The organism is Sporosarcina sp. P16b (assembly GCF_002743065.1).
GTDB lineage: Bacteria > Bacillota > Bacilli > Bacillales_A > Planococcaceae > Sporosarcina.
Genome location: NZ_PDYO01000001.1, coordinates 207378 through 222555, shown reverse-complemented (window position 1 = coordinate 222555; position 15178 = coordinate 207378). Strand labels below are relative to the sequence as shown.

The following is a 15178-nucleotide window of genomic DNA, read 5'->3' as shown; positions in this document are numbered from 1 at the left end:
TTAGAATAGGGATAGTTGGTTCGCTTCAGGCATCCCCTCCAAGCAACCGAGGTTATCCAAATACTCCACAACCGTTTTAGAAACTCGACCTCTCTTCTGGAAGTCTTCTTTCGATAAAAATTCACCGTCTTTTCTCGCCTCAACAATCGTCTTTGCAACGTTAGTTCCTAGTGAAGGAATCGAGTTAAATGGCGGAATCAGTTTATTGTCTTCAATAAGAAACTGTGTCGCATCCGATTTATAGAGATCAGGTTTCGCAAATGTAAATCCTCGCTCAACCATTTCCAACGCTATTTCCAAAACAATTACTAAGCTCTTCTCTTTCGGAAGTGCGTCCAATCCTTTGCCGTTGATCTCTTTAACTTTCGCTCGAATACTTGCAGAACCTTTACACATCGTCACCAAATCGAAGTCGGTCGCTCGAACGGTGAAGTACGTCGCATAATACATAATTGGATGATGCACTTTGAAGTATGCGATTCGTAGTGCCATTAATACATATGCTGCGGCGTGAGCTTTCGGGAACATGTACTTGATTTTTTTACAAGATCCGATATACCAACCTGGAACTTTATTCTCTTTCATTGCTTCTTCAAATTCGGGAGTCAATCCTTTTCCTTTACGTACAGATTCCATAATCTTAAATGCAAGTGAAGGTTCAAGTCCCTGATAGATCAAATAAACCATAATATCGTCACGACAGCCAATCACTTCTGATAGCTGACAAGTTTTATTCTGGATTAATTCCTGTGCATTGCCAAGCCAAACATCCGTACCGTGTGACAGACCAGATATCTGTATTAATTCAGAGAAAGTAGACGGCTTCGTTTCTTCTAACATTTGTCGCACAAATCGTGTTCCAAATTCCGGCACGCCAAGAGTTCCTGTTTTGCAATCAATTTGTTCTTCTGTTACGCCAAGAGAAGACGTACCACTAAACAATTCCATAACGCCTTTATCGTCGGGCGGAATAGTCATCGCATCGATGCCTGATAAATCTTCCAACATTTTAATCATCGTCGGATCATCATGCCCTAGAATATCTAATTTCAATAAATTATTATCGATGGAGTGGAAATCAAAGTGTGTTGTCTTCCAGCTTGATTCTAGATCATTCGCTGGGAATTGAATCGGTGTAAAATCAAAAATGTCCATTGTATCAGGCACTACAATAATCCCACCAGGGTGTTGTCCTGTATTTCGTTTCACGCCTGAGCACCCTTGTACAAGCCGGTCAATTTCCGCACCACGCATTTGGATATCGTTATCATTCATATACCCTCGAACATATCCATATGCAGTTTTTTCAGCTACTGTACCTATTGTTCCTGCACGAAACACATAATCTTCTCCGAACAGCTCTTTTGTATAGTTATGCGCATGCGCCTGATACTCACCACTGAAGTTCAAATCGATATCTGGAACCTTATCACCCGCGAACCCAAGGAAGGTTTCGAACGGGATATCCTGACCATCTTTTTTGAACATCGTCTGGCAATTTGGGCATGCTTTATCTGGCAAATCATATCCTGAACCAACTGAACCATCATCAAAAAATTCATATGTTTTACATGACGGACAAACATAATGTGGCGCCAACGGATTCACTTCAGTGATTTCCATCATGGTTGCAACAAATGAGGAGCCGACAGATCCCCGCGAACCAACTAGATAGCCATCGTCTAATGACTTTTTCACCAGCTTATGCGAAATTAGATAAATAACTGAGAAACCATTATCAATAATAGACGTTAATTCCTTTATGATTCGCGCTTCAACGATCTCTGGCAATGTTTCACCGTATATTTGATGTGCCATAGAATACGTCAGATCACGTACTTCGTCTTCCGCCCCTTCAATTGTAGGTGTATACAGGTCATCTTTAATTGGTTTCACATCACCAATACGTTCTACAATTTTCAATGGATTGTCTACTACAATCTCTTTTGCTACGTCTTCACCTAAAAACTCAAATTCTTTCAACATTTCGTCTGTCGTACGGAAGTGAACTTCAGGCAGCGAGTGTCGATTTAACGGATTTGCTCCACCTTGTGAACGAACAAGAACTTTCCGGTAGGTCGCATCCGTCTCATTTAAGTAATGCACATTCCCTGTTGCACAAACTGGCAATCCCGTTTTTTTACCAAGCTTGATCATCTTCCGCATAATATCCTCGAGGTTCCACTCATCTCGTATTAAATCGAGTTCGAGTAAATGCGAGTAGACGGGCTTTGGATGAAGTTCCAAATAGTCATAAAAGCTTGCGATTTCTTCTACTTCTTCCATCGGCTTTTGCATTAACCCTTCAAATACTTCACCTTTATCACAGCCTGAACCCACGATTATCCCTTTTCTATATTTCACAAGTAACGAACGCGGTATACGGGGCACACGATAGAAAAAGTCCATATGCGAAATAGATACGAGCTTAAATAAGTTTTTCAGCCCTTCATCATCTGTCGCAAGTAAAGTACAATGTGAAGGTCGTGAGCGTTTATAAGCATCCCCTTCACCAATATTCTTATTTAGATCATCCAGCCACTTGATACCTTTTTCTTGTGTCTCCGATAGCAGGCGTAAAAACAGATACGCAGTAGCTTCTGTATCGTAAATGGCGCGGTGATGCTGTGTTAATTCAATATCGAATTTTTTAGCCAATGTGTTCAAACGGTGATTTCGCAGTTCGGGATAAAGGAAACGAGATAGCTCCAATGTATCGATGACCGGATAAGCGATTGTTTCTATTTTTGCGCGCTTACATGAAGCATAAAAGAAGCCCATATCAAACGAAGCATTATGTGCAATCAACACTGCATCCCCGATAAACTCTATAAACTCTGCCATTACGTCTTCAACTTCTGGTGCATTTTCTACCATGTCATCTGTAATACCCGTCAGATTCGTCGTCACGGACGACAACGGATGATGCGGATTGGCAAAGCGTTCAAACCGATCAATGATTTCTCCATCTTTCACTCGTACAGCTGCAAGCTCGATAATCGTGTCGTACACAGCTGACAAGCCTGTAGTCTCGACGTCAAATACAACGTACGTATCTGTTTCAAGCAGACGGTGTTGCTCTTCATAGACAATCGGAACACCGTCATCCACCAGATTGATTTCCAAGCCAAACAACACTTTAATACCATGTTTTTTACCAGCGTTATAAGCATCAGGGAAAGACTGAACGTTCGCATGATCAGTTATCGCAATCGCTGGATGTCCCCATTTAGCTGCTTGTGCCACTAATGCTGGCGCTGAAACGACTGCATCCATTTGACTCATGGATGTGTGCGCATGTAATTCCGCACGTTTCTGTCCATCAGGCGCTTTGTCTATTCGTTCAATAGTGGGAATAACGGCAATATCTTGCGCCATCATGATTAAGTCACGTACGAATGTATCGTTCTGTATACCACCGCGAGCTCTTACCCACATACCCTTTTTAAAGGAATTCATAATTTCTGCATCTTCATTATCACGCGAAAACATTTTGACTAAGATTGAATCGGTGTAGTCTGTTACTTTCAGTGTCAATAATGAACGGCCACTTCGCAACTCTCGTACTTCCGCATCAAATACAAAACCTTCAATAATTAAACGTCTTTCTTCGTCTTGTATTTCATGGATCGGAATAACTGGCTCGCCTGCCTTGATCGGTGTACCAAGAGATAATACTCTGTCAGAATCACCTTGCTCGCTTTTCATCGTTTCACGTTGTTGCAACTGATGATACGCTTGCTTGGATAACAGGTCTTCTTCCTGCTGCTTTTGCGAAAGAAATTGCTGACGTTCTTCTTCTGCGTTATGGCATTCAACAATCGATACATCGAACATATACTTTGGAAAACCGAATTGCTGATAGAGTGACGATAATATATCCACATATTTATTTTTTAATGTTTGACACTCCAAATCGTTTGAGCAAGTAAGCAATAATTTCTCGCCGTGTATCTTAGGCTTTTGTTCCACTAAACATTGACGTATAGGAGGAGATATATCCGCTAGCTCATCTAGGATTAGTGGCCAATAATCTATTATTAATTGTTCATTCACTTCATTTTTTCTAACTTCCATTTCAATATGGACATTCGCAATAGCTGCGAACGATTCATGAACACGTTGTTGCATAATTTGGAATACTTCGATAGGTAACACTTCATCGAGTGTTATATTGAATTTCCACACTCTTGTTTTCTTCTGTATAGTTACACGATTTAACTCACCGTTTTGAAAATAGGTCATGAACTGATCATCTGTCAGTCCGGTCTGTTGCAGCAAAGTTAAAAACTTTTGAGCGGCATCCATCTAAATTTCCTCCATTCTATCGCGAAAAGAAGGGAAGTTCCGTTAACGGACTCCCCTTCTTGGATTAATCTGCACTAAAGAAGGATTGTAGCTTTTCCAACACTTCTTCTTTTTGCCAATCTATTGACTCGCCACTATGGCGGTACATAACCTCCACAATGCCTTCATTTGCTCTTTTACCAATTATAATGCGTACTGGCAAACCAATCAAGTCAGCATCAGCGAATTTCACACCCGCACGTTCAGCACGATCATCATATAACACATCGTATCGATACGATTCTAGAACAGCATATAACTCATCCGCCAGCTGCGTTTGTACTTCATCCTTAACATTCGTTGTAATCAAATGAATATCAAATGGTGCTAAATGCTTCGGCCACTTCAATCCTTTTTCATCATTGAATTGCTCGGCAATTGTAGCCAGTAACCGAGAGATTCCGAGACTATAACTTCCCATAATGAAAGGCTTTTTTCTGCCATGTTCATTGAGGAATGTTCCTTTCATCTGTTCACTGAAGACGGTGCCTAATTTTCGTAAATGTCCCACGCCTATACCTTCAGTGAATTTAATCGTACCTATTCCATCAGGAGAACTGTCCCCTTCTTGAACGAAACGAATATCTACATAATCATCAATAGCAAAATCACGTTCAGGATTGACATTCAATAAGTGATAGTCGTCCATATTCGCTCCGGCTACTACGTTCACCATTGCTTTGACTGCATGATCGGCATATACCCTTACACCAATCGGTAGTTTCACAGGCCCAATCGAACCGGCATGACAGCCTAATAATTCTTCAATCTGTTGTTCTGTTGCCAGCTCCATATGTTTCACATGTAGAAACCGCTTCAATTTATATTCATTGACGCTATGATCGCCTCGACAAATGACCATAACAAAATCATTGTCCACTTTATACACCAATGATTTGATTATACGCTCCGGACTAACTGATAAAAATGAAGCGAGATCTTCAATCGTTCGTTGATTCGGAGTCGAGATTTTTATCATCTCTAACTGCTTTTCATCGGACGGCTCGTATTCTACGTGGACTTCGGCAAACTCCATATTCGCAGCGTAGGAAGAACTATCGCTATAGGCTATTTGATCTTCTCCGTTTTCGGTTAACGCTATGAACTCATGGGAACCTGTTCCACCATCCGATATTACCATGCGGAAATGCATACCAAGACGGGTTAGCATATTGGTGTATGCCTGCATGACTTCTAAATACTTTTCATCCAAACTCTCTTGCGTTGAATGGAATGAATAGGCATCTTTTCTAATGAATTCTCTGCTATGAAGTAAACCCGCACGTGGCTTTATTTCATCACGGAATTTTGTTTTGATTTGAAAAATTGTTAATGGTAACTTTTTATACGATTGAACTTCATCACGCAGTAGGTCAATGATTGCTTCTTCATCGCTTGAGCTCAAAGCCAATTGATTGGTCTGTCTGTCAGCGACATGGAACATTTCCCTGCCGTATGAATCCCATCGTTCAGTTTCCTTTAGAATACTTGAGCTTTGCAACGCAGGCAAAGAAATTTCCACGCCTTCAATAGCTTCCATTTCCTGTCGGATAATCGATTCGATTTTTCTAAATACTTTTTGTGCAAGAGTTAAATATGTGTAAACACCATTGGCATTCTGTCTAATATAACCTGCCCGCAATAATAACTGATGCGAACGCATCTCTATTTCAGATGGATTTTCACGCATTGTGGGTATAAACGTTTTCGATTGTTTCATCATATACTTCCACCTTTTTTAGAAGAAAAATCGTTGGATGTCATTCCATGTCACAACAAGCATCAAAACCATTAATAACATGATACCTACAAAATGCACCATACCTTCTTTTTGTTTATCAATCGGTTTACCCCTTAAGCCTTCAAACAAGAAGAACAATAGCCTTCCGCCGTCCAACGCAGGTAATGGCAGTAAGTTCATGATCCCTAGATTGATACTTAGCACAGCGCCCCAATTCATTAAATTGAAAATACCATGTTGAGCCACTTCTTCTGTCGCTTTATAGATTCCTACTGGACCCGACAGTGCGTCTATTGTGAACTGACCCGTAATGAGCATACCTAATAATTCAAAGATCTTCACAGTCCATGAATAAGTCTGCTCGGCTCCGAACACTATGGATTTAATAAATCCTTTTTCTAATGGACTTGAATACATAACACCAATTTGACCAAATTCCTGTCCAGCATCTTCCACCGTATCAGGTACTACATCCAAAACCACTTGCTTCCCCGCCCGATCTACTTCAATTGACATCGGGATTCCGGCGCTTTTTTGGATTGCTTCGGAAAACTCCATCCAGGAATCAATCGACTTACCGTCGACTCCTGTGATTAAGTCACCTTTTTTCATACCAGCCATCTCCGCCGGCGTATCCGACTTCACTTCCGAAATAATCGGTTCATTGGTTGGTACACCATTCATTAAACCAAGAGCTAGAAATATGAAAAACGCCAAGATGAAATTGAAAAGCGGCCCTGCAAATATTGCCAATGCTCTGCTCCCCAATGATTTGGACTCAAATTGACGATCGTAGGGAGCGATTAATGTCTCCTGCCCTTTTTCAATAATCAAAGCTGTTCTAGAAATTTTCAGATGAACCAATTGTCCATCTTCGTCATATCCTTCAATATATAATTTTTTATCGAGATCGGATGACTCAACTTCCACGTTTAAAATATTCGGATTGGAAACATTTCGATTTAAGTAAATCTTTTCTATTTCGTCTTGAGCATTCAATAATAATCCTACACGGTAACCTGGCTGTAATTCAACTGTATCGAAATCTTCACCAGCCATCCGTACATATCCCCCTATAGGTAATAGGCGGATTGTGTATTGCGTTTCACCTTTGCGGATCGCTAAAATTTTAGGTCCCATTCCAATAGCGAACTCTCGAACCATGATGCCAGCTTTCTTGGCAAACAAGAAATGACCAAACTCATGAAATGCTACAAGTGTCCCGAATATTACTATAAACGCAATAACCGTTTCCATTCAGTAACCACCTTCACCGGCTATAATAGCCTGAAATTAATCTTGATACTTCACTATACCATAGACTTTTTTTCGCGTATTGCGATCTGTCTCCAAAATTTCTTCCAAATCGGGATTTTGAATAGTTTGATGCTGCTGCATTATGTCTTCAATGATTTCTTCGATTTGCAAGAAAGGAATATGACCTTCCATGAACAGTTGAACCGCCACTTCATTTGCCGCATTCATCGCTGAAGGCATAGTGCCTCCTTCCCTACCTGCATCATATGCAAGTGACAAGGCTTTAAATCGTTTATAATCCATTTTTTCGAAATGTAACTTGCCAATTTCATCGAGACGAAGACGTTTAGCATCAGCCATTTGAATACGATCCGGATAGGTAAGTGCGTATTGAATCGGAACACGCATATCTGGTGAACCTAGTTGCGCCATGACACTTGTATCTTCAAACTCCACCATCGAGTGTATAATACTTTCTTTATGTAGTAGACATTCTATTTGATCATATGGCATCGCAAATAAATGATGGGCTTCTATCACTTCCAACCCTTTGTTCATCATCGTTGCTGAGTCGATAGTTAGTTTATTACCCATCGACCAGTTTGGATGCGCGAGTGCTTGTTCTACTGTAACGTGCTGAAGTTGATCCCGCGTGTAGTCCCTAAAGCTTCCACCAGATGCTGTTAATATCAAATTTGTGACTCTCTTCGGATTCTCACCATTTAACGACTGGAATAATGCAGAGTGTTCACTATCTACTGGAACAAGTGGAACATTATGACGTTGTGCTGCTTCTACGACAAGATTACCGGCTGCCACCAGTGTTTCTTTATTCGCAATGGCAATCGTCATGCCGGCTTTGATCGCCGCAAGTGTCGGTCTTAGTCCTACACTACCAATTACTGAGTTTAGCAAGACATCTGCTTCCAGTCCAACTGCCGCTTCAATTAATCCTTCATCACCATGAACGAATTGAATTTTAGGAAATTCTTTTTTTAGGCGCTCTGCATCCGCCGCTTCTAAAACAGAAACTAATTTGGGTTGAAATCTTGTAATGATTTCACTTGTTTTTTGTATATTTCTTCCTGCCGACATCGCTGTTAATTCAAAGCGATCAGGATGAGCTGCAATAATGCTTAATGTTTGAGTCCCGATTGAACCCGTGGCACCAAGCAAATTGATTTTCTTCATATTATGAACTTCCTTTCCATTATCCTATGAATTGAACAAAGTGAAGCAACGGGAGTACAAACAGTAAACTGTCAAATCGGTCCAAAACGCCTCCATGTCCAGGCAGCAGCTTCCCTGAATCTTTCACGTTATAGAAACGTTTCAGTGCTGATTCAACTAAGTCACCCATTTGTCCTACAATTGATGCCACTATTGTAATGAGAATAAACGACACGAATGACGTGGCGATAGGGTAGAACATATTATAAATCAACGTAATCACGACCGCAGAAATTATCCCTCCAATAAATCCTTCAATCGTTTTATTAGGTGAAATATCCGGCCATAATTTTCGTTTTCCTATTTTACGTCCAACAAAATACGCACCAGAATCTGTTGACCAGATAATGAGTAATGCGTAGCCTATGTACTCTAAACCGAATAGTCGAGTTTCGATCAAATAATAAAAACCAATACCAACATACAGCGCACTAATTGCACTGAATGCAATATCTTCGAATGTCCATTTATTTTTCATTATTACAGTATAAACCAATAACAATAATATCAATACATAGATCATTTCGAGCTTTTCTAAACTCAGGAAACTTTCAACCTGTTCTGTCCACCTTGATGGTAGTAAAATGACGAGCAGAAGTAACCAAGAGAGTAATCCACCGGTAGAAAAAAGAGACATATTACGCATACGCAGTAGTTCATATAAACCTATCGTAGATATCGCAAAAATCATCATTATAAACGGTAATCCACCAATGATAATCAATGGCACAAAAAACACGAGAGCTACAATAGCAGTGATGATTCTTTGCTTCATCTTTTCTGATCTCCTTCCAAGCTTCCAAAGCGTCGATTTCTTTTTTGGAAATCTTCTATTGCTTGTAAAAAGCAGTCTTCATCGTAATCTGGCCATAATACATCCGTAAAAATGAATTCCGCATAGGCAAGTTGCCATAGCATAAAATTAGACAAACGTACTTCACCACTTGTGCGAATTAGTAGGTCAGGTTCCGGCAAATGGGCTGTCATTAGCTTGGATTCAATTAAACCTTCATCAATTTCCTCCACTTTTAATGTTCCGGAAGCCACTTCTTCTGCCATCTCTTTCATTGCATGAACCAGTTCTACTCTACTCCCATAATTCATAGCAAAATTCAAAATTAACCCTTTATTTTCTTTAGTTTGTTCCATTGCTTTCTTAATCGCTTTTTCTGTATGGCTCGGAAGCGCATCCATATCTCCGATCATTTCCACTTTGATGCCTTTTTCCATTAACTCAGGCAAATACGTATTAAGAAACTCGCCCGGAAGATTCATTAAAAAGTCAATTTCCATCCTGGGCCGCTTCCAATTTTCGGTTGAAAATGCATAGAGGGTGAGTGCTTTTACACCCATGGCATTTGCAAAATTGGTAATTTGCCGAACCGTTTTCATTCCTTCATGGTGGCCTGCAATTCGTGGCATTTTACGTTGCTTCGCCCATCTACCGTTTCCATCCATGATAATCGCCACATGGTTAGGAATTTGTCTATTTTTAACGGCTTCAATCCGTTCGTCCAGCAACTGAATGTCTGCCGTTTTTTTTCCCATTAGTTTTCTAAGCATAGCGTTCCCCCACTTGGCTCAATTCGGATACTCCTACTGACTATCCTACCAAATTGCATGGTAAATAGCATGCAAAAGAAAGAAAAGAGCGTCCTAAAAGTAGGACGCTCCTCCTTATAGAAAGTTCTGTACTCAGATTTCCAAGATTTCATTTTCTTTATCTTTTGCAGTTTGGTCAATCTTTTCGATAAATTCATCTGTCATCTTTTGTACTTGTTCATTGTAACGGCGTAATTCATCTTCAGTAATTTCTGCATCTTTTTCAAGCTTCTTCAAATCTTCATTGCTGTCACGACGAACATTACGAATCGCTACTTTTGCATCTTCCGCTTCACGTTTTACATCTTTCACTAAATCTTTACGACGCTCTTCTGTAAGTGCAGGTACAGCTAAGCGAATAACTGATCCATCGTTAGACGGTGTGATTCCGATGTCTGATTTCATGATGGCTTTTTCGATTTCACTAATTGTAGTCTTATCATAAGGCTGAACTACTAACAAACGTGGTTCTGGCACAGAAATTCCAGCCATTTGGTTTAATGGTGTAGGTGCTCCATAATAAATAACAGAAATTCTGTCTAATAAGCTCGCGTTAGCTCTTCCAGCACGAATAGAAGCCAACTGTCTTGAATAGGCACTATGCGCTTTATCCATACGTTCTCTCGTCTGATCCATTACTTCTTTTGTCATTGCTTATTCCTCCTGACGACCGTCCCGATTTCATCACCTAGTACGGCTTTTTTAATATTACCATTATCCATAATTGAGAATACTACGAGCGGGATATCATTGTCCATACATAGAGTCGAAGCAGTGGAATCCATCACTTCAAGTCCTTGACTAATCACTTCAAGATAGGACAGTTCTAAGTATTTAGTAGCTGTTGAGTCCTTCATCGGATCAGCAGAATACACACCGTCAACGTTGTTCTTCGCCATTAAAATGACATCCGCTTCGATTTCAGCAGCACGCAGGGCAGCCGTTGTGTCTGTGGAGAAATAAGGATTACCCGTTCCTGCCGCAAATATTACGACACGTTTTTTCTCTAGATGACGGATTGCTTTCCGACGTATGTAAGGTTCAGCTACTTGTCTCATGTCAATGGAAGACATTACTCGTGTTTCTGGTCCTAGCTTTTCAAGGGCATCCTGAAGAGCAAGTGAGTTCATAACCGTTGCAAGCATTCCCATGTAGTCAGCTGTTGTACGGTCCATTCCCATTTCACTTCCGACTTTCCCACGCCAAATGTTTCCGCCACCTACCACTACTGCTACTTCTACACCAAGTTCTACTACTTCTTTCACTTGGCTTGCAACTGATTTAACAACTTCCGGAGACAATCCGAAGCCTTGGTCTCCAGCTAATGCTTCCCCACTTAATTTTAACACGATGCGCTTATATTTTGGAATACTCATGTTGGCCCTCCTGCAATTTCCTATTCTCAAAAAAGAGGAACACATGATGGATGTGCCCCTCTGTACGATTGGATTATACTTAGTTACCTTTTACTTGGCTCATTACTTCGTCTGCAAAGTTGTCTTCACGCTTTTCAATACCTTCGCCTACTTCATAACGAATAAACTCTACTAATGTTCCGCCAGTTGTTTTCACGAAATCGCGAACTTTTTGATCAGAATTCTTAACGAAAGCTTGATCCAAGACACAGATTTCCTCGAAATATTTCCCAAGACGTCCTTCTACCATTTTCGCTACGATATTTTCTGGCTTACCTTCGTTTAAAGCTTGCTCAGTCAATACATTACGCTCTTTTTCTACTTCGTCAGCAGATACTTCGTCGCGTGAAATGTATTTTGGATTCATTGCTGCGATATGCATTGCGACATCTTTCGCTGCCTCAGAATCTGTTGAACCTTCAAGAACAGTCAACACGGCAATACGTCCGCCCATGTGTAGGTAAGGACCGAAAGCGTCTTGATCTGTTTTCTCACGGATTACAAAACGGCGAAGAGTAATTTTCTCTCCAATTTTAGCTACTGCGTTTGAAATGTGTTCAGACACTGTCAAACCGTTGTCTAATTTCGCTGCGTTAGCTTCTTCTACTGAAGCAGGTTTCGTTGCAAGTAAGAACTCAGAAATTTCCTTAACAAGAGTTTGGAAGCCTTCGTTTTTTGCTACGAAGTCTGTCTCAGCATTCACTTCAAGTATAACTGCATCATTACCTTGAACTAAAATGTTTGCAACACCTTCAGCTGCAATACGATCTGCTTTTTTCGCTGCACTTGAAAGGCCTTTTTCACGCATATACTCCATTGCTGCAGTCATGTCACCGTCTACTTTAGTTAATGCCTTTTTGCAGTCCATCATACCTGCGCCTGTTTTTTCACGAAGTTCTTTAACCATTTGGGCTGTAATTGTTGCCATTTGAAAATTCCTCCTATTAGATATCATTTGAAATTTCTTTTTGCTTTAAAAAGAGACGATAAGGGGTACGCCACTTATCGTCTCATCATGTACTCATTTCAGTCTGCAGTAACAGTTGCTGTTTCGTTTACTGTTTCAGCTACTTCGTCGTCTTCACCTTGACGGGATTCAATCAAAGCATCTGCCATTTTGCTTGTAAGTAAACGTACTGCGCGGATTGCATCGTCGTTCGCAGGGATGACATAGTCGATTTCGTCCGGATCACAGTTAGTATCAACGATTCCAACGAGTGGAATATTCAATTTGATTGCTTCAGCTACCGCGATACGCTCTTTACGTGGATCTACGATAAAGATTACATCAGGCAAGCCTTTCATGTCACGGATACCGCCTAGGAATTTCACAAGACGTTCGTGTTCTTTATTTAATTGAGAAACTTCTTTTTTAGGAAGTACGTCGAACGTGCCATCCTCTTCCATTTTCTCAATAGCTTTCATACGTGCTACACGTTTTTGAATAGTACCGAAGTTCGTCAATGTTCCACCCAACCAACGTTGGTTGATGTAATACATTCCAGCACGTTCTGCTTCTTCTTTGATTGCTTCTTGTGCTTGTTTCTTCGTACCTACGAAAAGGACTTTACCACCATCCGCACCGACTTGGCGCATGAAGTTGTAAGCTTCCTCTAATTTTTTGACCGTTTTTTGAAGGTCGATAATATAGATGCCGTTACGCTCCACGAAGATAAATTTCTTCATTTTTGGATTCCAACGACGTGTTTGGTGTCCGAAATGTACACCAGCTTCTAGCAATTGTTTCATTGAGATTACTGACATGTTTAATTCCTCCTATTGGTTTTTTGTCCTCCGCGTACTTCCTACGAATAAGTGACCATAATGGCACCCACTCATTCATCCGCACGCGTGTGTAGTAATACCATCTATTAAATTAACACAACTCTACGTTGTTTGCAACTACTGTGTGTAACTTCAGTCAAACTTAATTATCAATTCGATTTCCGTCTTACCTTTTTTCAACTTTCTTGCAATATCCTCTATTGATTTACCTTCGGCATACAGCTGTTTGGCTTTTTCTTTGTCGTCCAGGTCGTCAAATGATTTTGAATGTAGTTCTGAATTCTTTTCTTTCACATTCTTTTCAGTTTCCACCGTCTTTTGGTAGGAACGTAAAGCGAAATGTAAAGGAACCGGATGTGGCTTCTGTCTCGAATCAGACACTTCTGTTATTGACTGTTCGCTTGGAGCTGAGTTTGTGGTGGGCTTCATTTGAGCATCCGTTCGTTGATTCAATTGATGAATCAAACGATCGTTTTCTTCTTTGATTTCTCCTAGATAAGCTAATATGGATTGATCCATTTCTTTCATAAGACGTTGTTGCTTTTTCTCCAGATTATTAAATTTTGTAATTTTTACGTACAGCAATGTCATGACCATAAATCCGATAATTTGTAAGATGAACAAAAGAGCTAGTAGAATTCCCATACTATTATCCACTGTAATCAACGAACGAACCTTTAAACGGATGCTTGGCTTGCTGTTGTTCTTTCTCTTTTTTTTCTTGTTGTTGTGACTCTTCGCTAGGCTGCTGATCTCCATCCATCTTTGCATATGGAGATGATTTTAAAACCGTTTCCTTGCTTTTTAAGGCTTGTTTTTCTGTTTGCAAATTGGCACTGTCTTGAGCAAGTTGAGACTGTTGCTGCTTTTGCTCCGCTATTTTACCTGCCTCAAATGTCTTCGGGATAGCAATTTGAAGTTCGATAGCTTTCAAACTCATAAAATCCCTCCGTCGGTAATTTCAGCCGCCAACAGCGACCGTAACTTAAATAATGCTTTTGAATGTATTTGTGAGATTCTCGATGTAGATAAGCTTAAAATTTCTCCAATTTCTGTTAGCGTCATATCTTCCTGGTAAAACAAACTAAGTACCAATTGTTCATTTTCATTTAGTTCTTTGATTTTCGTTATCAAGTCTTCAATCAATTCGCCTTTGACCGCTTGTTGTTCAGGTGTTTTCGTTTGATCATCCTGCAATACAAAGGTTTGATCGTGATCATCTTCATCATTCATTTTTTCATCAATGGACAATACATTGGCAAAATACTGTTCATGCATAGTTTGATAGACTTGATCTGTTGTAACGCCTAAATGATCTGCTACTTCCTCGGGTGTCACCGTTCGCAAGTAGGACTGTTCGAGCTTACTAATTTCTTCATCCATTTTCTTAGTTTTTTCTCTTAGGGAACGTGATAACCAATCTTCTTTTCTTAAACCATCTATAATCGTACCCCGAATCCGGAATGAAGCGTATGTGTCGAATTTCAAATCACGCGAAGGATCAAATTTCGTTAACGCGTCGAAAAGCCCTTGATAACCAAGAGATTTGATTTCATCACGTGATACGTTTTTCGGCAGTCCAGCACTGATTCGTTGGACGTGATAATTCACAAGAGGTGTATACATTCGTACTAGCATATCACCTGCATCAGGATCACGGTTTTCGATCCATAACTTCCACTGATGTCGTTCAGTTACATCTTGATTTGTCATCGAATTCACGCCTTTCCTGTCAGGTTCCTTCTACCGATTTTATGTCTTATGTATAAGTATAGCAAATCACAATAGATAAAGGCGACTA

Annotated in this window: 13 protein-coding genes; all 13 read right to left on the bottom strand. The window is 40.3% G+C overall.

Going from position 1 to position 15178, the window contains the following annotated elements; genetic code table 11:
- The 13 genes from CSV77_RS01115 to CSV77_RS01055 all read right to left on the bottom strand — a co-directional run bounded on the left by CSV77_RS01115 (position 1) and on the right by CSV77_RS01055 (position 15090).
- Complete coding sequence (locus CSV77_RS01115) at positions 1–4308, bottom strand: PolC-type DNA polymerase III (protein ID WP_099671981.1); 4308 nt, start codon at positions 4306–4308, stop codon at positions 1–3.
- A 64-nt stretch (positions 4309–4372) separates the two neighbouring features.
- Positions 4373–6067: a proline--tRNA ligase gene (locus CSV77_RS01110; protein WP_099672232.1), complete on the bottom strand. Its 1695-nt coding sequence runs from the start codon at positions 6065–6067 to the stop codon at positions 4373–4375.
- A gap of 18 nt (positions 6068–6085) precedes the next feature.
- Positions 6086–7345: an RIP metalloprotease RseP gene (gene rseP, locus CSV77_RS01105; RefSeq protein ID WP_099671980.1), complete on the bottom strand. Its 1260-nt coding sequence runs from the start codon at positions 7343–7345 to the stop codon at positions 6086–6088.
- 36 nt (positions 7346–7381) lie between these two features.
- Positions 7382–8536, bottom strand: a complete 1155-nt coding sequence (gene dxr / locus CSV77_RS01100) for a 1-deoxy-D-xylulose-5-phosphate reductoisomerase (protein ID WP_099671979.1) — start codon at positions 8534–8536, stop codon at positions 7382–7384.
- Positions 8537–8555: 19 nt separating this feature from the next.
- On the bottom strand, positions 8556–9350 hold the full coding sequence (locus CSV77_RS01095; protein ID WP_099671978.1) for a phosphatidate cytidylyltransferase: 795 nt from the start codon (positions 9348–9350) through the stop codon (positions 8556–8558).
- Positions 9347–10138, bottom strand: a complete 792-nt coding sequence (locus tag CSV77_RS01090; RefSeq protein ID WP_099630943.1) for an undecaprenyl pyrophosphate synthase — start codon at positions 10136–10138, stop codon at positions 9347–9349. Before CSV77_RS01090 ends, CSV77_RS01095 begins: the two co-directional genes overlap by 4 nt.
- Before the next feature lie 132 nt (positions 10139–10270).
- Complete coding sequence (gene frr / locus CSV77_RS01085) at positions 10271–10828, bottom strand: ribosome recycling factor (protein WP_099628101.1); 558 nt, start codon at positions 10826–10828, stop codon at positions 10271–10273.
- Complete coding sequence (pyrH, locus tag CSV77_RS01080; protein ID WP_099630942.1) at positions 10825–11553, bottom strand: UMP kinase; 729 nt, start codon at positions 11551–11553, stop codon at positions 10825–10827. The genes frr and pyrH overlap by 4 nt, the downstream gene beginning before the upstream one ends.
- 79 nt (positions 11554–11632) lie before the next feature.
- A complete protein-coding gene (gene tsf, locus CSV77_RS01075) occupies positions 11633–12520 on the bottom strand; it encodes a translation elongation factor Ts (protein ID WP_099630941.1) in 888 nt (295 codons plus the stop codon).
- Positions 12521–12618: 98 nt separating this feature from the next.
- Complete coding sequence (gene rpsB / locus CSV77_RS01070; RefSeq protein WP_099630940.1) at positions 12619–13356, bottom strand: 30S ribosomal protein S2; 738 nt, start codon at positions 13354–13356, stop codon at positions 12619–12621.
- 153 nt (positions 13357–13509) lie between these two features.
- A complete protein-coding gene (locus tag CSV77_RS01065; RefSeq protein WP_099630939.1) occupies positions 13510–14022 on the bottom strand; it encodes a hypothetical protein in 513 nt (170 codons plus the stop codon).
- Positions 14023–14026: 4 nt separating this feature from the next.
- Positions 14027–14317, bottom strand: a complete 291-nt coding sequence (locus CSV77_RS01060) for an RNA polymerase subunit sigma (RefSeq protein ID WP_099671977.1) — start codon at positions 14315–14317, stop codon at positions 14027–14029.
- On the bottom strand, positions 14314–15090 hold the full coding sequence (locus tag CSV77_RS01055) for a FliA/WhiG family RNA polymerase sigma factor (RefSeq protein ID WP_099630937.1): 777 nt from the start codon (positions 15088–15090) through the stop codon (positions 14314–14316). The genes CSV77_RS01060 and CSV77_RS01055 overlap by 4 nt, the downstream gene beginning before the upstream one ends.
- Positions 15091–15178 lie beyond the last annotated feature (88 nt).

Coding starts and splice junctions, on each gene's coding strand:
- CSV77_RS01115 (WP_099671981.1), bottom strand. CDS start 4,308: ATGGATGCCGCTCAAAAGTTTTTAACTTTGCTGCAACAGACCGGACTG.
- CSV77_RS01110 (WP_099672232.1), bottom strand. CDS start 6,067: ATGAAACAATCGAAAACGTTTATACCCACAATGCGTGAAAATCCATCT.
- rseP (WP_099671980.1), bottom strand. CDS start 7,345: ATGGAAACGGTTATTGCGTTTATAGTAATATTCGGGACACTTGTAGCA.
- dxr (WP_099671979.1), bottom strand. CDS start 8,536: ATGAAGAAAATCAATTTGCTTGGTGCCACGGGTTCAATCGGGACTCAA.
- CSV77_RS01095 (WP_099671978.1), bottom strand. CDS start 9,350: ATGAAGCAAAGAATCATCACTGCTATTGTAGCTCTCGTGTTTTTTGTG.
- CSV77_RS01090 (WP_099630943.1), bottom strand. CDS start 10,138: ATGCTTAGAAAACTAATGGGAAAAAAAACGGCAGACATTCAGTTGCTG.
- frr (WP_099628101.1), bottom strand. CDS start 10,828: ATGACAAAAGAAGTAATGGATCAGACGAGAGAACGTATGGATAAAGCG.
- pyrH (WP_099630942.1), bottom strand. CDS start 11,553: ATGAGTATTCCAAAATATAAGCGCATCGTGTTAAAATTAAGTGGGGAA.
- tsf (WP_099630941.1), bottom strand. CDS start 12,520: ATGGCAACAATTACAGCCCAAATGGTTAAAGAACTTCGTGAAAAAACA.
- rpsB (WP_099630940.1), bottom strand. CDS start 13,356: ATGTCAGTAATCTCAATGAAACAATTGCTAGAAGCTGGTGTACATTTC.
- CSV77_RS01065 (WP_099630939.1), bottom strand. CDS start 14,022: ATGGGAATTCTACTAGCTCTTTTGTTCATCTTACAAATTATCGGATTT.
- CSV77_RS01060 (WP_099671977.1), bottom strand. CDS start 14,317: ATGAGTTTGAAAGCTATCGAACTTCAAATTGCTATCCCGAAGACATTT.
- CSV77_RS01055 (WP_099630937.1), bottom strand. CDS start 15,090: ATGACAAATCAAGATGTAACTGAACGACATCAGTGGAAGTTATGGATC.